The sequence below is a fragment of the Deltaproteobacteria bacterium genome (genome assembly GCA_017302835.1).
Lineage (GTDB): Bacteria > Bdellovibrionota > Bdellovibrionia > Bdellovibrionales > Bdellovibrionaceae > UBA2316.
Genome location: JAFLCC010000001.1, coordinates 47,410 through 69,264, shown reverse-complemented (window position 1 = coordinate 69,264; position 21,855 = coordinate 47,410). Strand labels below are relative to the sequence as shown.

Annotated in this window: 22 protein-coding genes; 16 read left to right on the top strand and 6 right to left on the bottom strand. The window is 36.5% G+C overall.

From position 1 onward, the window contains the following. Positions 1-12: 12 nt before the first annotated feature. The 5 genes from mltG to J0M15_00300 are packed head-to-tail and all read right to left on the bottom strand — an operon-like array spanning position 13 to position 6,359. Entirely contained in the window at positions 13-1,092 is a 1,080-nt protein-coding gene (gene mltG, locus J0M15_00320; GenBank protein MBN8535468.1) for an endolytic transglycosylase MltG, read from the bottom strand. Positions 1,093-1,099: 7 nt separating this feature from the next. Continuing rightward, positions 1,100-2,593 carry a succinylglutamate-semialdehyde dehydrogenase gene (locus J0M15_00315; GenBank protein ID MBN8535467.1) on the bottom strand — a complete coding sequence of 498 codons (1,494 nt, stop codon included), beginning with the start codon at positions 2,591-2,593 and terminating at the stop codon, positions 1,100-1,102. 11 nt (positions 2,594-2,604) lie between these two features. Next, complete coding sequence (locus J0M15_00310; protein ID MBN8535466.1) at positions 2,605-3,627, bottom strand: arginine N-succinyltransferase; 1,023 nt, start codon at positions 3,625-3,627, stop codon at positions 2,605-2,607. Continuing rightward, a complete protein-coding gene (locus tag J0M15_00305; protein ID MBN8535465.1) occupies positions 3,624-4,967 on the bottom strand; it encodes a M20/M25/M40 family metallo-hydrolase in 1,344 nt (447 codons plus the stop codon). The genes J0M15_00310 and J0M15_00305 overlap by 4 nt, the downstream gene beginning before the upstream one ends. A gap of 3 nt (positions 4,968-4,970) precedes the next feature. Then, positions 4,971-6,359, bottom strand: coding sequence for an aminotransferase class III-fold pyridoxal phosphate-dependent enzyme (locus J0M15_00300; protein ID MBN8535464.1), 1,389 nt, complete (start codon positions 6,357-6,359; stop codon positions 4,971-4,973). Between the two features lie 160 nt (positions 6,360-6,519). Between J0M15_00300 and J0M15_00295 the strand changes: the two genes are divergently transcribed. The 12 genes from J0M15_00295 to J0M15_00240 all read left to right on the top strand — a co-directional run bounded on the left by J0M15_00295 (position 6,520) and on the right by J0M15_00240 (position 15,769). Further along, entirely contained in the window at positions 6,520-7,305 is a 786-nt protein-coding gene (locus J0M15_00295) for a tetratricopeptide repeat protein (GenBank protein ID MBN8535463.1), read from the top strand. 5 nt (positions 7,306-7,310) lie between these two features. After that, positions 7,311-7,808, top strand: coding sequence for a cyclic nucleotide-binding domain-containing protein (locus J0M15_00290; GenBank protein ID MBN8535462.1), 498 nt, complete (start codon positions 7,311-7,313; stop codon positions 7,806-7,808). Then, the gene (locus J0M15_00285) at positions 7,795-8,847 is read left to right on the top strand and encodes an AI-2E family transporter (protein MBN8535461.1); all 1,053 of its coding nucleotides are present in this window, start codon (positions 7,795-7,797) and stop codon (positions 8,845-8,847) included. Before J0M15_00290 ends, J0M15_00285 begins: the two co-directional genes overlap by 14 nt. Positions 8,848-8,956: 109 nt before the next feature. Then, positions 8,957-9,700 (top strand): outer membrane protein assembly factor BamD, encoded by a 744-nt coding sequence (bamD, locus tag J0M15_00280; protein MBN8535460.1) that lies wholly within the window; start codon positions 8,957-8,959, stop codon positions 9,698-9,700. Next, complete coding sequence (locus tag J0M15_00275) at positions 9,700-10,416, top strand: tetratricopeptide repeat protein (protein MBN8535459.1); 717 nt, start codon at positions 9,700-9,702, stop codon at positions 10,414-10,416. Before bamD ends, J0M15_00275 begins: the two co-directional genes overlap by 1 nt. Next, complete coding sequence (gene hpt, locus J0M15_00270) at positions 10,403-10,921, top strand: hypoxanthine phosphoribosyltransferase (protein ID MBN8535458.1); 519 nt, start codon at positions 10,403-10,405, stop codon at positions 10,919-10,921. Before J0M15_00275 ends, hpt begins: the two co-directional genes overlap by 14 nt. A gap of 348 nt (positions 10,922-11,269) precedes the next feature. Then, positions 11,270-11,473, top strand: a complete 204-nt coding sequence (locus J0M15_00265; GenBank protein MBN8535457.1) for a hypothetical protein — start codon at positions 11,270-11,272, stop codon at positions 11,471-11,473. Positions 11,474-11,705: 232 nt separating this feature from the next. Continuing rightward, positions 11,706-11,966 (top strand): hypothetical protein, encoded by a 261-nt coding sequence (locus tag J0M15_00260; GenBank protein ID MBN8535456.1) that lies wholly within the window; start codon positions 11,706-11,708, stop codon positions 11,964-11,966. Between the two features lie 75 nt (positions 11,967-12,041). After that, complete coding sequence (locus J0M15_00255) at positions 12,042-12,671, top strand: hypothetical protein (GenBank protein MBN8535455.1); 630 nt, start codon at positions 12,042-12,044, stop codon at positions 12,669-12,671. Further along, complete coding sequence (locus J0M15_00250) at positions 12,665-13,201, top strand: hypothetical protein (GenBank protein MBN8535454.1); 537 nt, start codon at positions 12,665-12,667, stop codon at positions 13,199-13,201. The genes J0M15_00255 and J0M15_00250 overlap by 7 nt, the downstream gene beginning before the upstream one ends. 81 nt (positions 13,202-13,282) lie before the next feature. Next, positions 13,283-14,158: a Flp pilus assembly protein CpaB gene (gene cpaB / locus J0M15_00245; GenBank protein ID MBN8535453.1), complete on the top strand. Its 876-nt coding sequence runs from the start codon at positions 13,283-13,285 to the stop codon at positions 14,156-14,158. A 15-nt stretch (positions 14,159-14,173) separates the two neighbouring features. Next, positions 14,174-15,769, top strand: a complete 1,596-nt coding sequence (locus J0M15_00240; GenBank protein ID MBN8535452.1) for a pilus assembly protein — start codon at positions 14,174-14,176, stop codon at positions 15,767-15,769. Between the two features lie 32 nt (positions 15,770-15,801). On the opposite strand, the gene J0M15_00235 is transcribed toward J0M15_00240, so the two are convergent. Beyond that, entirely contained in the window at positions 15,802-16,524 is a 723-nt protein-coding gene (locus tag J0M15_00235; GenBank protein ID MBN8535451.1) for a hypothetical protein, read from the bottom strand. 133 nt (positions 16,525-16,657) lie between these two features. Between J0M15_00235 and tadA the strand changes: the two genes are divergently transcribed. From tadA to J0M15_00215, 4 genes are read left to right on the top strand one after another with little or no spacing between them, the layout of a single operon-like run. Further along, the gene (gene tadA, locus J0M15_00230; protein ID MBN8535450.1) at positions 16,658-18,859 is read left to right on the top strand and encodes a Flp pilus assembly complex ATPase component TadA; all 2,202 of its coding nucleotides are present in this window, start codon (positions 16,658-16,660) and stop codon (positions 18,857-18,859) included. Positions 18,860-18,868: 9 nt separating this feature from the next. Continuing rightward, on the top strand, positions 18,869-19,744 hold the full coding sequence (locus J0M15_00225; GenBank protein ID MBN8535449.1) for a type II secretion system F family protein: 876 nt from the start codon (positions 18,869-18,871) through the stop codon (positions 19,742-19,744). 22 nt (positions 19,745-19,766) lie between these two features. Further along, on the top strand, positions 19,767-21,428 hold the full coding sequence (locus J0M15_00220) for an RHS repeat protein (GenBank protein MBN8535448.1): 1,662 nt from the start codon (positions 19,767-19,769) through the stop codon (positions 21,426-21,428). Between the two features lie 8 nt (positions 21,429-21,436). Then, positions 21,437-21,850 carry a hypothetical protein gene (locus J0M15_00215; protein ID MBN8535447.1) on the top strand — a complete coding sequence of 138 codons (414 nt, stop codon included), beginning with the start codon at positions 21,437-21,439 and terminating at the stop codon, positions 21,848-21,850. Positions 21,851-21,855: the final 5 nt, after the last annotated feature.

Genomic DNA, 21,855 nt, shown 5'->3' with positions numbered 1-21,855 from the left:
TATCGATCCGGATTATTTTTTTAAATCTCGCCAGGATTTACCTTCGCGCATTTTGGGGTTGAGTTGAGTTTCTTCAACATTGGAATTATGTTCTCGCAGATTCTCAGTAAATCTAGAGGTCCCATCGTTCTGACTTACAAAGTATAAAAAATTAGTTTGAGCTGGTTGGATAGCCGCCATAAGAGAGGCTCTTCCGGGATTAGAAATAGGCCCAGGGGGAAGCGCCGGAATTCTGTAGGTATTATAGGGATTGTTGTCAGATAAGAGGTCTTGTTTAGTAATATTATTTTCAAGTTTTTTATTGGATAAGGATTTTCCATATAAAATAGTTGGGTCAGTTTGTAATTTCATTTTGATTCGAAGGCGGTTATGAAAGACAGAGGAGATAAGGACTCTTTCTGATGGATTGCCAGTTTCTTTTTCAATGATACTTGCAAGTATTAATAACTCATTTGGTTTTAGATAAGTTATTTTATTTTTTTCCATAATATCATTAAATACATTTTGAAATTGTTTAACTTGTGTCTTAAGGATATCTCTTAGATTCATGTATTTTGTGATTTGATAGGTCTCAGGATATAAATACCCTTCTAGACTTGGAACGGAATAGCCAAGCAGAGATTTGATAAATTCTTGATCAAAACAAAGTCGAATGAATTCTTCTTTTGTAGTTAAGCCCATTCTTTCAAAGATCTCGGCAATTTCAAAAAGATTAGAGCCTTCAGGAATGGTCAGGGGCTTAAATATACTGATCCCCGAAACCAATACATTCAGTATTTCTTTAGGTCTCATGCTTGAATTTAATGAGTATTCACCTACTTTGATCTTGGATCGCAAACCAATAATTTTTGCATAAATATTAAAAAATTGAGCGTTTTTAACTAAATTGGCATCTTCTAATTCTTTAGCAATTGTTTTGAATGTTTTTTGAGGAGTGATTTCGTACACAACTTGTTTGGTTTCCTTCGAAGCTGGTTTGAAAACAAAGTTCCAGTATAAAAAACCTATTAAAATTCCCAAAGAAGAAATTAAAGAAAAAACAGCTAAGAAAAAAACTCGTAATGGTTTATTGATGGTAGATGGTTTCAACATAAACGACTCATTTTGTAAATGTCAATCCTGGGACCATTTTAGTTTCATCAAAGGGGGTCAAGTCTTCAAGGCTAGCCACGGGTACCGTGCAATATTGAATTGCAAAGTGAGCCGAGGGTCTGTCATTTCCTGATTTACCCATGCCGCCAAAAGGAAGTTTCGAGCTAGCTCCATTGGTTGTACGATTCCAGTTTAATAAGCCAACTCGAGCTTCTAAAAGTGCTTTTTTGTAAAGGGATTCATTTTTAGTAAATAAAGCCATGACCAGACCATAACCAGTTGAGTTAATCTGAGAAAGAGTTTCGTCAAAGTCGTTCACGGTAAAGACAGCAACATTAGGTCCAAAAATTTCACTTTTTTGATATACCGATTTGGGATCAAATTTCTTCACAAGATGAATACTAGGTGTGACGTAGTGTCCTTTTGTTTTTAAATCTAAAACCTTACCTCGCATCATGGATTCACAATTTTCACGGTTCGCAATTTCCTGGAAGCGCAAGTATTTTTCAACAGCGGAAGCATTTATTAAAGGACCCATGAAAGGGTTTTCAGACCAATGCCCAATAGTTAGTTTTTTCGCAGATTGGTAAAAACGTTCAACAAAATTTTCAGCTATTTTTTCATGAATAAAAATACGACTTGTGCAAGAACATCTTTGTCCAGTGGACATGTAGGCGCCGATCAGAGTCTCATACAGGGCCTTGTCCATATCGGCATCATCCCAAATCACGGTTGAATTTTTTCCACCCATTTCCAGTGCTAATATTTTCCAATAGTGTGTCATGGTCTCTTGTTTTATTTTGAGACCAACTTCGTAAGATCCAGTAAATAAAATTCCATCCACAGCTTCATGGGAAACTAACCGTCTTCCTGACTCGCCATCACCTTGAACCATATTGAAAACACCCGGTGGAAATTGAGCCTTTTCAATAAGCTCAGAATAAAGTTGCCCGACAAAAGGTGTTTGTTCTGAAGGTTTAAAAACAACTGTGTTACCAGCATAGAGAGCAGGAATAATATGTCCATTAGGTAAATGAGCCGGAAAATTAAAGGGCCCTATAACGGCCATCACACCCCGAGGTTTATAGCGGATGACTCCATCTACCTGGGGGAGGGCATTGGGAATTCTTTCTTCTTGTATGAGCTTGGAAGAAAAATTCAAAGTGATATCAATTTTTCCATAAAGAGCTTTGGCCTCGGTGGTGGCATCCCACAAAGGTTTTCCCGTGTCTCTAGAAATGGCTTTGGCCATTTCAGCTTCATGGGTCACAAATAATTCTTTTAAGCGTAAAAGATATTCTTTTCTTTGTTCAAAACTGAGGTGAGCCCAAGGCGAATAGGCTTTTTTGGCAGCAAAGCAAGCTTCATCGACATGTTCGTGTTTAAAGGAAACGGTCATCAGAACATCGCTTAGGTCGGCCGGAGAAATATCTTTAAATTCTCCATCTGGTTTTTCAATTTTAAGAAATTGCCCATTTATGAAATCACCTTTGAAGCTCATAAGCTCTCCTTTTACTTTTCATATTCGAAGGGGGTTACAAATATTTCTGAATCATTTTCAATTTCAAGAAGATCTTTCATCTTAGAAGGGATGGAAATCTCATCATGCCTTAAATCATAGGGAACAACTGCAGCTTTAAAATGATCGCCGGGAACTCCGACTAAAACTCGACCTTGAAATTTGGGATCTTTAAACTCAGTCAAACGGACCATTCGACTTTGTTTAATCGGGGCGAGGGCTTCCACTTTACAACCATAGTGAGGACCTCCATCAAATGGATCTACCTCATCTAAATATTCAAACCCAATACTTTCTAATAGATGCTGTGCTGGCTTTGTTGCTTGACCTACACGACCAAGGACAAGTCGGGCTTTTGAATCCAGCAAACAAAGATAAATATCATCTTCTGGAAAAAGACTTTGAATAAATTCTTTATGACTTTGACTTAAAACATCGGCCTCTTGATAGGGAAGGCCAGTGAATCTGCGACCCAAAGCCTCCCAGAACTCGCTGCGACCTTCTTCAGTTAAGGGCGGAGTTAATTCACATAAAACACGGTCTTCAAAACGATTGGGGTATAGGCCCATGTAGACAAATCTAGCTAAACTAATTTGTTTTCCAAGTTTTTCTGGCCTGCGGCGATAGGTTTTATCTACCAATAGACCGCCAATTTCTGTAGGGCCATCGGTATCCAATTGAAAACGGAGTACTTGATGAATAAACCCAGTCCCAAGATCTTCACTAAAATGATTTTTTTTTAATAATTTGAAAAAAAAATGAGGAATATCATCGGTTCCATGTTTGGCGATGATCAAAGAAGAACCCACGACTAATTTTTCTTCAGTATCTTCAAGAACAAATAAATATTCACTAGAAGACTTGGGAAGGTTTTCCGAGAATGATTTCATGCTTTTTTCAATTTTATTTTGGAGAGTTTTTTTTTCGCCAGGTAGATTTAACAAATTAAACTGTTTCGCCAAATCGACGAGTTGATTTACATCTTCGTGTTGAGCCGGTCGGATAATAAAACTCATATACAAAACCTTTCAATCATTTTCCTATAAAATTGGGTGGCTTTATCAAGATCATCTATTTTTACATGTTCATTGGGGGTGTGAATATTACCATCTCTTAAACCTGGACCAAAACAGAGACAATCTATACCTAACCGGCTAAATAAACTGGACTCGTTAGTAGAAGAAAGTGAAATAGGGGTTGAGTTTAAATTAAGTTCCATCAAAACGGCACTGGCACCCTTAAGAAATACCGAAGAGTCATTGGTTTTGAATGGTTTTTTATAATCAGTGATATTGAATCGGCAATTATTTTTGCTGCAAGAGTTTTTTAAAAAAGCCATCCATTTTTCAAAGGTATTTTGAGGGATATTTGGCAAAATACGACAATTTCCACTTAATAAAATATGATCATGAAAGGTTCTTATAAGACCAATGTTTAAAGTTGGAGAAACGGGAGTAAAGGAGTGATCTTGATATTGCAAAAATTCCTCTTCGAGTCTTTTGATATCTTTATATATTTGAATAATTTTAGAATTGATGGGGTTCAACATGGGAGTGAGGTCTAATTCCATGAACGCATGACTTGGTACGGTATTGTAATTATTACCCCCGTCAATTTCCATGATCGCAATATTGTCAGGCAGTAATTCCAAATAATCTAGCATTTTTACAATGGCACTCTCACCCAGGTGTGGAGTTGAAGAGTGCGCCGCTTTGCCTTGAAATATTTTACTTTGAGTGGAAGTGCTTTCTCTGAGGTTATGCTCAGCTCGGTACTGAATTTCCTCTTCAGAAAAAGGAATTTGAATATCAACGCCAACAAAGCCCTTAGCAGAACTAGCAATTTCCAAATTGGTCGGCTCGCCAATAAGAGCGTATTTAGGAGACACTTTATTTTTTCTTATGAGTTTAAGAGTGCCGTTCATTCCCGATTCTTCACCAAAGGTGGCGACTAAAACCGGGGGTAAAGAGAAAGATTTAATGTTTTTAAATTCACTCAGAGTTTGAGCTTTAATTAAAAAATCTAGTTTAACATCTGCGGCACCAAGACCATAAATCTTATTATCAACAATGCTGGCATCAAAAGGATTTAATCCCGTTTTTTCCCATGCGTGATAGGGCCCGGGATCAGAAGTGTCTAAGTGATTTTGAAATAAAAACTCAAGGCTGTGCCTTTCAGCTGTTGGTCGAATGATTAAATTCATTTCTTCAAAATGGGTTGATCTTTCAATTTGTTTTTCAACAAAAAGACCAAGTTCCTGACAGAACCTCGCAGCAAAATCGGCAGCTTTATAGGATCCATGGGAAGGAGTACTGTCGATAGCGATAAATTCTCTGCAAGCTTGGATAAAATCCATAAATTAGTTATTGCTTTGAAGAATGGTTTTTTCAACTACTTGCAGGGCGATTTTAATTTCCTCATCCTTGATGCAGGCAGGAATTAAGAACCGAACCCTCATCGGATCTTTCCCACATGAAAAAGCAATAACTCCATTGTTAAAAAGATTTTTTAGGAAGGCATCCACTTGCTCTTTTTTTCCATCATAAGGAGTAAAGGCAATCATTAATCCCATGCCACAGGCATCAGTAATTTTACCTTTACAAGAATTTTCATTTAGGAAATTCAGCCCTTGAACTACTTGGCGGTGTATGGCTTGAATGCGCCCTTGGGGGCCAAAATAATTTTCGCCAACAAGCATGTCTAGCATTTCCATTCCCGCATGCATGGAGACAGTGGATCCAGAAAACGTTCCTGCAATAAGACCTGGTTTAGGGTTAAATTCTTCAGTGTAGATAGTAGCGCCTAATTGAACTGTCTTGGCAATAGTAACAATATCAATATAGTTACCAATGTCCAAAGTCTCAAAGGCAAAAAGCTCTCCTGTTCTTGCGAAAGTTTGAACTTCATCCGCCCAGATAGCGATTTTTTGTTGCTTACAAAAATCTAAAAGTGGAACAAAAAATTCTCTATTTGCAGGCATGTAGCCACCTTCACCCAACATGGGTTCGAATGAAAAACAGGCAATTTTATTTCCATGCTGTTCTTGTTGCACGACATGCTCTTTGAGGGCTCGCAATGTTTTTTCTGAAGAGGAGGGGTCTTTTTTATCATAAAAAGGAAGACGCAGAACTTCATGGTATTCAGGAAGACCTTGCTTATAAGCCGGATTGTCAGTGACTTCTGCCATCATGGTGGATCTGCCAGCAAAAGCATTTTTAAAAGAGACAATCATTCTTGCAGGCGAATTTTTTTGTCTAGCCATTTTGAGCGCATTCTCATTTGCCATGGTGCCACAGGTAGCAAACCAAACATATTTTAGACGACTTTTTTTGCCAGCAAGACCGACTAATTTTTGGGATAGCTGAAGATATTCCCGGTTGGGCTCTAGATTTCCCTGCATCACGATATCCATAAGAGATCCACGCAAGGAGGCATGAATCACCCTGGGGTGTGCATGACCAAAAAGATGAATTCCGATGCCATTGATTAAATCCATTTTGACACTGCCATCGGCAAGTTCTACATAGGGTCCACGGCCGGCTCCTGAGCCCACATAGGGATAGTGAAGAGGGCGGCCACGAAACTGACCAGCAGAGTCGAGCAGTTTCTTATAGGAATCTAGATTTTCCGAAGTGGGTGATTTAATTCCAGAAATTTGTGAATTATTTTTCTCAACTTCCGCAGTTAATTCTTGGATAAGTTGATTTATTCTTTCTGATTGTAATAGTTGATCTCCAAGTAATTTCATTTGTATCCTCATTTGGTAATAAAAATAGACCCTAAACTGTGTTTCTACAGCCTAGCACTTTTTTTGTTAAGGAGTCTAGTATTGAAGAAAAACTAAGTATAAAGTCTTACATTATTTTAAAATAGGTATTATTTTATTCTGAAGGAAAAAGGTTGTCTTTATGTCATATAAATTACTAGTTATTATTTTTTTATTCCTAATTAAAACTATTGAAGCTAGTGACAATATTGGTGATAGCGCAGGTGTACATTTTAAAAATGGAATGAATGAGTATAAAAACAAAAATTACACAGAAGCACAAAGTCAATTTAACCAGGCTTTAGATGAAAACCCACGAAATGTTGCTGTTTTATTGAATCTTGGCTTGACCTATTATCAACTCAATCAAAAAGGGAAGGCCTTAGTTTATTTATTAAAAGGGAATGCTTTAGATCCTGATTTTGAACCAATAAATCAGGCTATCGAAGTTATAAGAGGGCAACTTAAAACAAATTCTCTAGCTCAAAAAAATTCCTATTTTGAAGTTTTCAGAAATTCGATTTTAAATAAAATTTCACTTAATATTATTCTGGCTTTAGGTGCTATTTCGCTTTTATTTTCTGGGTATTTGTGGATTAGATATTTTTCTCAGAAGAAGAAATCTGTTGAGCAAGAATTAGATTCACCTGATTTTCCCGCAGTTGGCATGATTATTTTTTTCTTATTTATACTATCAGCCGGCCTAGGTTTATCAAAAATTATTGAAGCTTATAGCCCAAGGGCCATCATTTTGAGTGACAATACCCAGGTGAAAATGGCTCCTGGTGAAGAGCAATCTGAGTTGTTTGTATTACAAGAAGGTTCTGAGGTTTTAGTGGGACAACTACAAAATGAATGGGTTCAAGTAACCTATCCAGGATCTTTAACAGGTTGGGTTTCAAAAGAAAAAATAATATTAATTAGGTAGGAAATATGAGTGTTAATTATTATTGGGAAAATATTTTTAAAAAAGACAGGAAGCAATTGACGGTTATCGAAACCTTGAAAAAAAATATTTTGTTTAAAGATCTTTCTGTAAGCGAGATAAAATTAGTGCAGAATATCATTCATTTTCGTAAGTACAGTCAAGGGGAAATGGTGTTCAAGCAAGGTGATGTAGGTGTTGGAATGTATATCATTATTAGCGGAGCTGTGGACGTTATCTATGACGAAAAATACATAACCACTTTAAAGGAAGATGATTTTTTTGGTGAGTTAGCCCTCGTGGAAGAACATGGATTGAGAACAGCTTCAGCACTTATAAAAGAAGATTCCCAGCTTTTGGGATTTTTTAAACCTGATTTACTAGAGATTACTCATCAAAGTCCGGAGATTGGCGTTAAAATATTGTTTAGAATTGCTCAAGTTTTAGGTTTAAGGCTTCATGAAACGACATCTTTGGTGAGGACTTTAAGACGTGAAACCAAATAATCATTTAATAAAATCGCAAAAACTTAAAATTTATTTTTTTTTAGTGGCCTTTCTTTTTTTTATAGCCGGGTTGTTGTTCGTTAATAATTTGTTAGTTTCTACGTTTTTAGCCTTTGTGGGGTTTTTTTTACTCAAGCCTTTTGTTGATTTTTTAGAAAGAAAAGGTTTAAGTCGATTGGCTTCGACGCTGGTTCCTTTTATTTTCTTTTCTTTCCTTTTGCTATTATTAGGTGTGATTTTGCTACCGCTTTTAAGTAATCAAGCGGAGTTATTAAGAAGAGAGCTACCTAAATATATCGAAGGAACACAAAAATTAGTGATAAGTTTAGAAGCAAAACTTGAAAGCATTATGTCATTGAGTTCAAAAAATCAAATTTCTGCGCAAATTCAAGACAAATTGCAACTGTATGCAGAATATTTTTTTAGAGATCTTCCCAACGCCTTGTCAAACTCATTGACGGTATTATTTTTAGCCCCCTTTCTAACCTTTTTTATGCTTTTAGATGGAAAGGAATTTGCTCGAAAGGTAATTTCAACAGTTCCAAATTCCTATTTTGAACTTATGTTGTATCTGCAGCATCAAATTATTGAACAAATGGGTGGATTCATTAGGGCTCGTCTTTTAGAATCTGTCATCGTTAGTTTGGTTGTCGGAGTCGGCCTCGTCATATTGGATTTTCCATACTCGTTAACCTTGGCTATTTTTGCCGGAATATTAAATTTGATTCCTTATCTGGGGCCCGTTATAGGTATCATGCCGGCAGTTTTAATAGCTTGGATAAATAATGATCCCAGTTCAGTTCTTTTTTGGATTCTTTTTATATACTTACTTGCCCAAATTATAGATGCCATTTTTATTGTTCCACTCGTGGTTGCAAAAATTGTAAATCTTCATCCGGTGATTGTGGTTGTCGTGGTCATGATAGGTTCCCAGTTGATGGGTATTTTAGGAATGATTATTTCAATTCCTTTAGCCAGTGCTATTAAGGTTGTCTATGGGGCTTTTTACAATCATTTGACAGATAACAAAAACTTTTAGTTTATTATCGCGGGGGTTATGCATTATGGATAACCCTTGATTTTCGGGCACGAAGTTGTCTATTGACATTATAAGCCAATAACTAATAAATTTAGCTATGCTAAAGTCCATGTATATTAAAACCCTTGGTCTCCTCCTATTGTTAAGTCTAAGTTTTTGTTTGTCGTCATGTTCAAGTGATGAAAAGAAAACAGACACCGCCGAGGCCACCTTTGTGGTGGCTCAACAGTACGAAAAAGATGAGTTGTATGACGAATCTATTCGTAAATACACTGAGGTAAAAAATAAGTATCCGTATTCACAATTTGCTTTAAAGGCAGAATTGGCAATCGCCGATGTTTATTTCAAAGAAGAATCTTTTGCTGAAGCACAAATTAATTATCAAACATTTAGAGAGCTTCACCCTAAGCACCCTCAAATTGATTACGTCATTTTTAGAATAGGGCTCAGCTTTTTTAATCAGCTACCTGATTCCATTGACAGAGACTTGACTCATGCCCATTCTGCAATTGATGCCTTTGATGAATTAATTGAGAAACATAGCAATTCTATTCATGTGAAAGAAGCTAAAGAAAAAAAAGTGGAAGCTTTAAAGAAGTTAGCTGAAAAAGAAGATTATGTTGGTGATTTTTATTTTAAAAGAAAAATTTATGATAGTGCCTTAATAAGGTATGAATTTTTATTAAAATCCTATCCAGAGTCTAATTTACAGGAAAAAGCTTTGGCTCGTGCTTATTTTTCTTCTTTTAAAAATGGGGATCGGGAAAAGTCTAAAAAGTATTTAGAACAATTAAATAAAAAATATCCAAATTCAAAAGAATTGAGTTTTTTAAAGGGCGTAGAGGAACCTTGATGGAGTATCAATTTGAAGCCGTTTTTCAAGAGGCCAAAGAGCAATTTATCGCTGGTAATTATAAGGTCGCAGAACCATTGATTGCTCAATTGCTGCAGAGGCCCCAGAAAAATCCAGAGGTGTTTCAAATGTTAGGAACCATCTATTATGACCAGGGAAAATTTAACAAAGCGATCAAGACTTTCCAGAGAGCATTGGAAATTGACCCATCATACACCGACGCCAGTGTTGGGCTTTCTATTATACTTAATGATATTGGAAGATATGATGAGGGCAAAAAGGTATTTCAAGATGCTAAAAAATTAATTGATTTAAGATCAGGAAGAGCCGATCCCTATATTGATGAAAAAATTGCTGGGAAGCATGAGGAATTAGCGGACTTATATTTTCAGTATAAAAAACTTAATGAGGCCTTAGAGCAGTTATTAAAAGCCCAAAAACTTTCTTCCAGGAAACCTGAAATTACAATGAGAATTTCTGAGATCTATGTTCAACAGGGACAAATGGAAAAGGCTGTAAGAGACTTAAAGAATATCATTAGCGAATTTCCCCAATTTTATCAGGCCAGGCTTAAGTTAGGAATCATATTATACAATGCAAATAGAACATCAGAAGCTTTAGAACAGTGGGAAAATGTACTTATCAGAGATCCTCAAAATCCTGAAGCTAGAAAATATATCAAACAATTAAAAAGAGATTTATATGAAACAAATTAAAGATGATATGGTCCCCTTTCTAAACCAAAAGGAAATCGAAGAGATAGTAACTAAACTTGCAAAAAAGCTGTCAGAAGATTATCGAGATAAAGAGGTAGTCATGATTTGTCCGTTAAAGGGCTCGATTCATTTTGCCGCAGATCTTGTTAGAAAATTAGATTTTCCAATGCAGATAGATTTTGTTTATCTAACCTCAGGTGGTAAGGGTTCTGGAATAAAAATCACAAAGGATATTTCTATAAATGTGGATAACAAACATATTTTGATTCTTGAAGAAGTTATTGATTCAGGAAGGAAATTAAGCTTTTTAAAAAACCGATTATTGTCTGCAAACCCCGCTTCTGTGAAAATTGCTTGTTTGCTGGATAAGCCAGCAAGACGTGAATTACCTGTCAAACCAGACTATATAGGTAAGGTTATAGATGACCGGTACGTTGTTGGTTATGGAATGGACCAAGAGGAGCTGGGCAGAAATTATTCCAGTATTTATAATTTTAAGAACTAACCTTGGTAACTTCAAGAAACAGCAACATTAACTAAAAACAAAACGACGACACAGAACACGTACAAGAGTACTAATTTTTTTTGCATTAACTTTTCCTACCCTCCCTGTTTATTGAGTCTATTACATTTAGTTGTAAAAGCAGCAGTCAATTGTCAACTTCAACGAGAGCTCAAGTCCTTGGTCCAAAGTTTTTTAAAAATGAAAATAGAAATTATCAAATATCTAGGACTTTTGACCGCAAATGAAGTGAATTATTTTGAGATTCTTAAAGAATGTACTTATGTAAATTCCGAATATTGACGATAATGAAAGGGACACTAAAGACTACAATTCGAGATGGAGGAAGAAATGAAATTTTTATTTGAAAGAGTTAAAAAAATCAGCTTTAAAAAAAGCTTGGTAAACAATAATAAAGGCCAGGGGATGGTTGAATACGTTCTTCTGCTTGTCGTGATTATTGGTTTGATAATCGTATTTAAAGGGCCAATTACAGAAAAATTTAATCAAGCGACAGGTAAAGCCACGACTCAAATGGGTGAAATAATCCAATAGCATGACCATTGAATATGTGTTGTTACTTGTATGTTTTTTTATGATTGGGCTGAAGTTCTTTTTTTTGGCGCCAAGGGATGCCTTTAGGGATTACAGTCCGGTGTTAGCGGCGAGAGTTGAAAAGCATCTTGTCACTGGTCATGGATTCAAAACCCAAGATGGAAGTGATCATGCTTGGGAGATGGCAAGGTAAGACTTTACTAGAAATTAGGTTCATTAAAAGGATTTTTTGATGGGAGCAGTATTAGCAAAACTAAATCAGCGCGGACAATTTGTCATTGAGGCGGTTCTGTTGTTAGTCATAAGTTTAATGCTATTTTTGGCACTTATAAAATCCTTTAAGGAACGTCAAATTATGGAAAACATACTCGTAAAACCTTGGGAAAAGGTTTCTGGAATGATAGAAAATGGTGTTTGGGGGTTACCAAATGCAACGAGAAAAAGACACCCCCATAATCCTTCTGCCGTATCTACCGTTATGCAAAGAAAGTAATCAAGGGGTTAGGCCTTTGACTCCCTCCTGCGACCTCGATTTGAGGCATAAGCGCAACCCCTAGAAAGAAATGAAATGAAAAAAAGGATTGCAAATAATACGGGATTTTTGACTATTGATTTCATATTATCCATTATTATTTCTTTTTCATTAGCCGTCTTGTTTTTTGTTGTGGCATTTACCTTGTCCAGCATTGAAGTGGCTCAGTACATTGCTTACTCTGTAGGAAGAACCTATTCGGCTGGACATATCAATATTTCTGAACAGGAGTCTTTAGCAAGAAAAAAAATGACTCAAATAATGAATAAACCTGGATTAGGAAAACTATTTAAACAGGGCTGGTTTGAATTAGGTTTTGACAAACCAGCATTTCGAAGTGGTTATAAGGGAGAAATTTTTAATGAATATGATTCTGAACCTGATGGCACTAAGTTGATTGCCACAGGCGTACGATTACTATTTAAAACAAATCTTTTCAATATGAAATTGGGTTTTTTAGGAAGTACCAATCCTACAGATCAATCTTTTACCTCTAAAGTGACGGGCTTTATGTTGCGAAACCCTACAAGTGATGAATGTCAAAAATTTATGTCGGTGGGGGTCCGGCACAAAGCTATTATCGAGTTAGATTTGCGGTACAGGGACAACGATAAGTCACCAGGAAGCAATAGTAAGTATCTTCCGATGGAGGATAACGGATGTTAAAGAATAAATCGGGAATGGCTGCCTTAGAAGTCGTTGCTATTTTTGCTGTGGTGATGATTTTATTTAATTTTGGTCTTGGATTTTTTGGTGTCATACATACGGGAATTTTAAAAAATATAGCCGCTAGAAATTATGCCTTTGAAACCTATAGGTTCAGATCAAATCTAGAATTCTTTTGGAGGGAAAATAATGGGACGGATAAAATTTCTAAGTTTCGATTATTCGGCAATAGATTTCATGGGGTGGTGTCAGAGAATCGAGTGAGTGGAAATAACGAAAACTGGATAGCTACCGCAAGACCTATTTCTTTCGTTTCCTCGTTCGGAGGAACTAACTCTGACGGAGATCAGCTAAGTTCCACTCCTGAAAAAGATACAAATTCTAAATTGCACAATCAGGATGTTTTTAAAATCAAAGATGATGGAAAACCTTTGCTTGAAGAAAAAGATCAATACCAAGCTTTTCCAGTTTGGATAAGACCTATTTATGGGATTTGTCTTAATTCTACCTGTACTCCAACAAAGAAGTGACTTTAGGACCGGCGCCATAACGGGCCCTAAGTCCTATTGTAAATTAATAAAAAAGACCGATGAGCCCTAGAGGAGTGTGTTATGGCGAATGAATCGAAAAACTTGTGGATATCAATTATTGCTGGTGTCTTTGCTGCGTTTATGATTTACAGCTATGCACAAGAGCAGAGAAAAGCGATCAATCTGCAGCTTGGTCAAAAAAAAGTTGTCGTTGTTGCTAAAGAAGATATTTCTGAAATGACGACGATTTATGATTCGATGCTAGAAACTAAAGCCTATCCCAATGATTACGTCCCAGATGGAAACTTTTCTAATATTCAGGAAATAATTGGAAATGTTGCTGCAGTTCCAATCAAAAAAGGGCAACCCATTTTAAAAAATCATTTATATTCACCGGGCGCAGATACTGGAATTGCTTTGCAGGTAGCACCATCCAAGAGGGCGATTTCCATACCTATCGATGAGATCAGGGGCGTTTCGAAATTGATTCGACCTGGAGATCGAATTGATTTATTTGTGGCTTTGGATATTGGCAAAGGCGCCAACTTGCGAAGAGAAAGCTTTTTATTGATGCAAAATGTCCCCGTTCTCGCAACGGGTGTCTCAGTTCAAAACAATATCCCTCGTCTAATTGAATATGATTCAACTGGAAAAAATGCCATTCAAACGTCTCTCACTGGTGATACAAAATATAGTACGATAACCGTAGAGGCTGAAATCAAAGAAGCTCAGGATTTGGTGTATATTTTATCCACGTCGCCTGGAAATATATTTGTAACATTAAGAAATCCTACTGATGGGATTATTAAATCAAGGTTACCCAGTTCCACTTCTGATTCAATTTTAGCTCGTGCCACCGAAGGCAATATGTCTAGCACCGAGCCATCAGCAAATCCAATGGCCGGTGGAGTTATTCCAACTGCTAGACCTAACAATTCAAACTTCAATGGACGATGATAGTAAGGGGAATATATGAAGGCGATGAAATTATTTTTGTTTTTATATTTGGTGATTTCAATTCAAGCACCTTTTCAAGCAGCATTGGCCCAAGAGGACACTTCAAACTTAGCTGATGACAGTTCTGGTCAAACTGAGGATCAAAAATTAGGAGCAGAAACTTCTGATGATTCAGTTCTAACAACCGAAGGGTCCGAGCAATTTATTTCCTACAAACAAGCAGAATATATCAATTTAACTTATGGAATTGAAGAAGACAAGAAGCTCCCCCCTTTACCTAAAAAAATCAAAATTGATGGCAGTTATAAAGGGTTCGTAAAAATTGAATTCAACAAAAAATTAAATATTTTTAGATTTAAACCCTTAAAGGAAGGGTTTGGTACGCTTGTTATTTACGATTCAAAGAACAATAAAAAAGTGGCTGAATATAGAATCAATGTCAGAAAAAATAGTCTTGATAAAGTCGTCATTGAACTTAAAGGAATGTTGGCTGAGATTGATGGAATCAACACTAAAATTATAAATAATAAAGTTGTCATAGATGGGCAAGTCTTAACCCCTAAAGATTTAATGCGAATCAAAAGTGTTTTGCGACAATTTGGTGATAAGGTGGATAGTATCGTTACGGTGAACCCAATGGCATATAAGAAAATTTGTGAATTTATTATGAGAGACATTAACAATCCAGAAATTGAATGTCGAGCGGCTAACGAAAAAATAATTTTACAAGGCCAAGTAGGCAGTGAAGACGAAAAGATCAAAGCAGAGATTATTGCTAAGGTTTATGTTCCGCCTGTATTTGTTGATCCATCTTGTTCGGATGGTTCTATAAAATGTCCCAAACCTGCTAATGATGGAATTATAAATATGATTACCATCAAAGAAGGAGCACCTCCTGCACCTAAAAAAATCGTGAAATTAAATATTCACTATGTGGAATTAAAAAAGGATTATTCCAAATCATTTCGATTTGAATGGGCACCTCGAATCAGCGATCAGACTTCGGGTGTTGAGGTCAAAACAGGAGATCAAGGTGGCGGCATTGTGACTTCTTTGACGGCCGTGATTAGTAATTTATTGCCGAAGCTCAATTCGGCTAAAACCCATGGTCACGCTAGGGTTTTAGAAAGCACTTCTTTTATGGTTAAAGATGGTGAAAAGGGTACTATATCACAAACTATAGATGAGCCCTATACAGTGATCGGTCAAACAGGGAATCAAGGGACTGCATTTACTCCCACTGGACTTTCGGCCGTGATTACACCGACAATCAGTCAAGACCGTTCAGGCAGTGTCGAGATGAAAATGGAATTTCAAGTGAGCCAAAAAATTGGAGTTGTTGATGGCAAACCCGTGGTATCAAAGAATGCCTTACAAACAGTGATTACTGTCAGAGATAGGCAAAGTGCTGCCGTTGGTGGACTAATTAAAAATTCTACGGACACAAACTATAACAGGGATCCCGCATCCAATACTTTGTTTAACGCCTTGGCTGCTAAAGGAAATTCCAGAAACCAAAATCAATTCGTGGTTTTTGTAACGCCCGTAATTTTAACTTCTGCAAGCACTGACAGCGAGAAAGTAAAAGCTAAATTTAAGATGCCTTATTAATATGAAGTTGATTGTTTAAATTTATCCTATTTTTAGAAAATTTTTAATAATGTGATGCCTAATAAAGTGGACCAAATAGAAAGCAAAACTGGGAACATTTTATATCTAAATTGGTTGTATTTGACGAATGTCAAAATGGAATCAATTTCAGTTAAATAAGTGACAACTTCAAAGCTATTATTCCCAAGGGCTTTTTCTTTTAATAAGTAGTTGGCCAGGGAAAGTGGAGTAATACTGATGGGCAGCTTTTTTTCTCCGATATTTAGTGAATTGAAAGCGCTACAAGTATTTGAAGCGCAAGTAAAAGCATAGTTACCTTTAGTTTCATTGCCGAGTTTTGAAAAAATCTCATCAAGGTTCTTACTTGACTTACTAAATACAAAATAAATTCCTTCGGTCAATAAAGGCTCTTCACTAAAAGAGCTTTTCATACTTATACCGGGGTCGCCGTAAGAGGAAATTTTTTTTCCATTATAGATGAGCTGGGCATGTCCATTGATGGTAACATTTAACAGGAGGGAATTCTTGAACAGGGGAACATCAGAGTGAGAAATATCGAATACCTCATTTCTGACCAAAAGTTTATAATTCAATTTTCCATTGAAGGATTGAAAGCTTTTGTCATAAACGGTAAATGTTGTATTATTATACAGTTCATAAACATCTTTACATTTTTTTCCCGAACTCAATGCGGATTGAGTTAATAAAGTAATTATGAGAATACATTTAGTAAAAAGATGGCAAAAAGTTTTCATATATAGCTTATAAAGTGAAGCAACAAACAGGCCAAAAATGAACGCATACTGACGAAAATCTAGTTTAATAAAACTTGTCTCATTAAATTACAATTTCTTGCCGATAATGGTCAGTAGTGATGACGGGGGTCCATTGGCAATAAATCCAAATTGTACATTGATTGGTGTTATCGGAGGAAAAGGTGGAGTTGGCAAAAGTCTATTTGCTGCCAACTTTTCTTTGGCCTTAATGACCGAGTTAAGAACCCAAGTATTATTGATTGATGGAGATGCAAAAACAATCGGTGATCAAAATGTTCTTCTGGGAATAAGGCCAAATAAAACTTTAAAAGAAATTATCAATTTAAATATGGGATTAGCCTCTCAGCCTTTAAATCAATTAGTTACTGTTCACTCTTCTGGTTTGGCTTATCTTGGGGCGGTTCGAGGGCCTGAAGAAAAATTAGATGTCAATCCAGAGTCCTTGATGAGACAACTTGATTTTTTTAGCCGCCAATTTAAATTCATCGTGGTTGATTTGGGTAATGACATCGGACCATTACAAAATGCGTTTTTACTTGAGGCTACGGCTGCTTTTATTGTGACAACACCCGAGATTTTAGTGGTAGCCCAAACACAACGTTTGATAAACGATTTGCTTTCAGCCACCTTTCCTAGGGACATGTTCCAGTTGATTATTAACAAAGTTTCGAGTTCAGGAATTGCCCCTCAGGAAATTAGTAATTCCTTGCGAATGCCTCCGATGGGACTGATTCCTCAAGATGACATTTTAACTCTTTCGTCGATTCAAAAAAACACGCCTTTTGTGATTTCACAACCTAAATCGGCTCTTACTAGCAGTTACTATGATGTGGTTCGTAGACTTACTGGTGGAACCTTGCAAAGGCTTAAGTCCTTATCAAAACCTAAGAGCCCCGCTGTGAGCGCTGCAAACTCGATCGATTTGTCGGGAGCAGGAGCAACGGTTAATGGGGGTCAAAACTCATTAGATCCACAGGTGCAGTTGAGAATAAGAGTTCATTCAGAATTGTTACGGTCTCCTGAGTTAACGAAAATGATGAAGGAAAGTGGACAAGATGAAGGGAAACAAAATGAACTTCGCGAGCGCACTAGAAGAGAGATCACTCAGATTGTTGATAAAGAAGCTCCAGAAATTTCCAGAGAAAAAAGACAAATTTTAATTAAAGAGGTTTTGGAAGAAGCCCTAGGGTTAGGCCCCTTAGAAGACTTATTAGCAGATAAAGATGTCACAGAAATCATGATTAATGGAGCAAAAAGAATTTTTGTGGAAAAAAGTGGAAAATTAACTTTGCTAAAAGATGTACAGTTTACTTCGAATGATCACTTAAGGAGAATTATTGAAAGAATCGTCACTCCCTTAGGTCGACAAATTAATAGCGCGTCGCCAATGGTGGATGCAAGATTAAAAGATGGCTCTCGAGTGAACGCCATTATTGAACCTTGTTCTATTGATGGTCCCTCTGTGACCATCAGAAAATTCAAAAAAGGGGGAGTGACTCCAGAAAAATATATTGAATATGGTTCCATGACAAAAAACATGATCGATTTTTTAAGAATATGCGTAGAAAATGGAATGAATATTGTGATTTCTGGAGGAACAGGTTCAGGAAAAACAACATTGCTGAATATGATGTCCTCATTTATTCCTTCTACAGAAAGAATAGTTACTGTAGAAGATGCGGCGGAGCTGCAATTGCAGCAAGAGCACGTGGTCAGGCTCGAAACCCGACCTACCTCGATGGAAGGGACTAATGCCATTCATATCAGAGATTTGATAAAAAATGCTTTACGGATGCGCCCTGATAGAATCGTTGTGGGTGAATGTCGTGATGGCGCAGCCCTTGATATGCTTCAAGCCATGAATACAGGTCACGATGGTTCAATGACAACCACTCATGCAAACAGCGCCAAGGAGTGTATCTCTCGCTTGGAGACTCTTTGTATGATGGCTGGAATGGATTTGCCGGCTCGAGCTATCAGAGAACAAATTTCAAGTGCTGTTCACATTATTGTGCAGATTTCAAGGCTGAGTGATGGTACGAGAAAAATTCTTTCTATAACGGAAGTCGATGGAATTCAGGGAGACGCGGTAACGTTAGCTCCAATTTTTATTTTTAAAGAATCGGGTTATGATGCAAAAAGAAAAATACTGGGAAATTTTCAACCCACAGGGTATGTTCCTAAAATCATTCAAAAGTTAGCTGCAAAAAATGTCATTGTCCCTAAAGAATTATTTTTGGCTGAGGCGATCAAGCCAAATGTACCTTTGAACGCTCCGTTGAACGCGAACCCCACTGTAAAGAAAAGTGGGTAAAGGACTAAAATGGAATTTTTGTTTAAACCTTTTATTTTTATTCCGGTTGTTACGGTCGCCATTGCGATTGCTGTTTATAACTTTACGGGTATTTTTTCAAAATATTTTAGTACAAAATCCACTAGTACCAGGGACCTTATACTAAAGTATTATTCACTTATGGGCGTTTCTGTTGAGCCTAAAAAAGTAACTTGGCTTTTATATGGAATGAGTTTCGGGCTGGGTGCTGTTTTTTTCTTTTTATTATGGCCTGATATTATGTCTGGATTGTTATTTGGAATATCCATTGGAATAGCAGGATGGAATGCTCCATTGCTCTTGGTTAAGGCTAATTATGAAAAAAGATGTTCACGATTTGTCACTCAAATGGTTGATGCTCTTACCATCATGGCAAATGGAATTAAAACAGGATCAAACCCCATTCAATCCATGCAAAGAGTTATCGAAATTATGGGAAATCCTGTCAGTCAGGAGTTTCAAACGATCGTGTCAGAAACTCAATTAGGATCTAGTTTTGAGGAAGCTCTAACAAAACTGGGACAGAGAATACCCAGACCCGATGTGCAAATGTTTGTGACTTCAATTAATATTTTAAAGGAAACGGGCGGCAATTTAGCCGAAACCTTCGAGACCATTGTCTATGTTATTAGGGAAAGACAAAAAATTGAGAAAAAAATTGACGCGATAACTTCAAAGGGCGTCATGCAGGGAATTATTGTCATGTTGGTACCTCTAGTAATTTTTATTGTATTTTTGTTTATGGATCCAGCTTTTATCAGACCAATGTACACTACGACAATGGGCTATATTTTTATTTTTATAATGCTAGTCTTGCAAGTTATTGGTGGAATTTGGATTAAAAAAATTGTTACAATCAAGGTATGAAGTTTATTAAGGAAATACAATTATGAAATGGATGTTGTTGCCGTTACTCGTTTTGACTATTTCTCTTCCTGCCTTTTCCATTGTGGATATGAAAAATGCCAATTATTCGAATACATGGGTGGATTTTCACCTTGATGGAATAGGATATGATCTTAAATTAGAAAGAACTTACAATAGTCGAACTTTGTTCAATGGAATTTTTGGTTTTGGATGGTGTACGAACTTTGAAACGAAATTGGAAATTACCAGTGAAAATAATTTGAAAGTTAAAGAGTGCGGTGCGGGTTCAGAGCTTGTTTTTTCACAAAGAGAAATAAGCAAACAGGATGTAGAAAAAACCATCGATTTCGTTATTGGAAAAATGAAAGCTGAAAAATCTTCAGGAAGAAACGAAGAGTTTTACAAAAAGAGAAGAGAAGAACTTCTGGAGTACGATGAAACCAGGGCTGCAGAAGCAAAAAAATACGGCATGGTTAGTAAATTAAGTGATGGAAGTAAATTTTTAGCAAATGGCAAAGAGGTAGATAGCATTGTATTCAAATCAACTTATTATGAACGAACTCTTCCCGATGGATCCAAACAAAGATTTAATCCCCAAGGACAGCTGACTCATATGTATGATAAGAATAGCAATATGTTAAAGCTCGAATATGATAAATTAGGTCTTTTAAAAGAAGTTTCTGATTCGAGTTCAAGAAAATTAACTTTTAAATACTATCCAGCTAATAAAAAAGTACATCAAGTCTTGGGACCTAATTCTTTGAAGGCAGAATATCAATATCAAAATACAGATGATTTAACCTATTCTCTCGATTCAAAGAAATTTGCTACTAAATATCAGTATGATGATCTACATAATGTGACTAAAATTACTTTTACCGATGGTTCAACTGTGCAGATCAAATATAATCAAAATAATGATTGGGTTATTGGGTTTGTCGATAGAGATAAATGTACAGAAACATATAATTATGAGGTAGATAAAAAAGATCCTAAGGGTCATTTTTGGTCTTCTGTTAAAAAGGTATGTGGAAAACAAACAATGGCTCAAAGTCGATATGAATTTTGGCATAAACAAAAACCTGATGGTGAGTTCATTCTTTCGCGAGTGTTATCCAAAGAAAATGATGATGAAATGGATATCAGTTATCACGAAGTTTTTGGGAGACCCATTTCCATTAGAAAAAATGGAAATAAAATGACCTATGAGTACACGACCGACGGGATGGTAAGGTCTAAAACGACGGATCGTAACAAACTGATATTCGAGTACGGAGCGACAATTAAAAAGCCCGTCAAAGTGACTATCGAAAATTTAAATGAAAAAGGGAAAAAAGTTTCCACAAAATTTACAAAGTTTCAATATGATACAAAAGGCAATTTAAATTTTGCTGAAAACTCCGAAGGGCAGAAAATTGAGTTATCCTATGATAACAAGGGCAGGATCACTCAAATTAAGGACCAGGCAAAAAAAGTAGTTAAGCTTCAATATGAAGAAAAGTATAATAAACCCGTGGCAGTCACTCGACCAGGTCTGGGCAGTATTAAAGTAACTTATAAACCGAACGGAGATATTAATAAGGTGGATAGCAAAGAAGGTCCCAGCGTCGCCATGCAGGTGGCGAGTACCTTTAACAATTTGTTAGACATTATAGCTCCCGCAACACAAGAATTATTTTTATAGGAGTAGGGATGATTAAAATACTTTTAGTGATAACATTTTGTTTTTATACCCTCACCCACGCTGAAGAACCTGCTGCAGGTTCTCAGGGATCTGCGGGTGGGCCTCCACAACCTGAGACAACTCCAACACCAACAGCTGAACCTATTAATATGAGTGGTGTAAAAAAGTTTGATCTAAAAGATCAAGTTGATATCCTAAAAGATATAGATAAGGATTATAGAAGAGCCATGAGATTAGATGAAGCTGGAACTGAAGCTGGTTTAAATGAGAAGGTTAAAGGGATTTGCCCTAATTGCGTTTTGGCTGATACAAAATTGAGTGACAACTCTAATCCTCGTATTGAAAAAGACAAAGGAAAGGGAGCGCCATCTTCGAAATCTGGCGGTACGGATGGCGGCAGCACTTCCTCCAAAGAAAAATAGCCTAA

Excerpts from the sequence above, each read along its gene's own strand:
- J0M15_00250 (MBN8535454.1), top strand. The coding sequence starts at position 12,665 with ATGTTAAAGAATAAATCGGGAATGGCTGCCTTAGAAGTCGTTGCTATT.
- J0M15_00275 (MBN8535459.1), top strand. The coding sequence starts at position 9,700 with ATGGAGTATCAATTTGAAGCCGTTTTTCAAGAGGCCAAAGAGCAATTT.
- J0M15_00300 (MBN8535464.1), bottom strand. The coding sequence starts at position 6,359 with ATGAAATTACTTGGAGATCAACTATTACAATCAGAAAGAATAAATCAA.
- J0M15_00290 (MBN8535462.1), top strand. The coding sequence starts at position 7,311 with ATGAGTGTTAATTATTATTGGGAAAATATTTTTAAAAAAGACAGGAAG.
- J0M15_00305 (MBN8535465.1), bottom strand. The coding sequence starts at position 4,967 with ATGGATTTTATCCAAGCTTGCAGAGAATTTATCGCTATCGACAGTACT.
- J0M15_00220 (MBN8535448.1), top strand. The coding sequence starts at position 19,767 with ATGAAATGGATGTTGTTGCCGTTACTCGTTTTGACTATTTCTCTTCCT.
- J0M15_00310 (MBN8535466.1), bottom strand. The coding sequence starts at position 3,627 with ATGAGTTTTATTATCCGACCGGCTCAACACGAAGATGTAAATCAACTC.
- hpt (MBN8535458.1), top strand. The coding sequence starts at position 10,403 with ATGAAACAAATTAAAGATGATATGGTCCCCTTTCTAAACCAAAAGGAA.
- J0M15_00260 (MBN8535456.1), top strand. The coding sequence starts at position 11,706 with ATGGGAGCAGTATTAGCAAAACTAAATCAGCGCGGACAATTTGTCATT.
- J0M15_00225 (MBN8535449.1), top strand. The coding sequence starts at position 18,869 with ATGGAATTTTTGTTTAAACCTTTTATTTTTATTCCGGTTGTTACGGTC.
- J0M15_00315 (MBN8535467.1), bottom strand. The coding sequence starts at position 2,593 with ATGAGCTTCAAAGGTGATTTCATAAATGGGCAATTTCTTAAAATTGAA.
- J0M15_00235 (MBN8535451.1), bottom strand. The coding sequence starts at position 16,524 with ATGAAAACTTTTTGCCATCTTTTTACTAAATGTATTCTCATAATTACT.
- bamD (MBN8535460.1), top strand. The coding sequence starts at position 8,957 with ATGTATATTAAAACCCTTGGTCTCCTCCTATTGTTAAGTCTAAGTTTT.
- J0M15_00295 (MBN8535463.1), top strand. The coding sequence starts at position 6,520 with ATGTCATATAAATTACTAGTTATTATTTTTTTATTCCTAATTAAAACT.
- cpaB (MBN8535453.1), top strand. The coding sequence starts at position 13,283 with ATGGCGAATGAATCGAAAAACTTGTGGATATCAATTATTGCTGGTGTC.
- J0M15_00215 (MBN8535447.1), top strand. The coding sequence starts at position 21,437 with ATGATTAAAATACTTTTAGTGATAACATTTTGTTTTTATACCCTCACC.
- mltG (MBN8535468.1), bottom strand. The coding sequence starts at position 1,092 with ATGTTGAAACCATCTACCATCAATAAACCATTACGAGTTTTTTTCTTA.
- J0M15_00240 (MBN8535452.1), top strand. The coding sequence starts at position 14,174 with ATGAAGGCGATGAAATTATTTTTGTTTTTATATTTGGTGATTTCAATT.
- J0M15_00255 (MBN8535455.1), top strand. The coding sequence starts at position 12,042 with ATGAAAAAAAGGATTGCAAATAATACGGGATTTTTGACTATTGATTTC.
- J0M15_00265 (MBN8535457.1), top strand. The coding sequence starts at position 11,270 with ATGAAATTTTTATTTGAAAGAGTTAAAAAAATCAGCTTTAAAAAAAGC.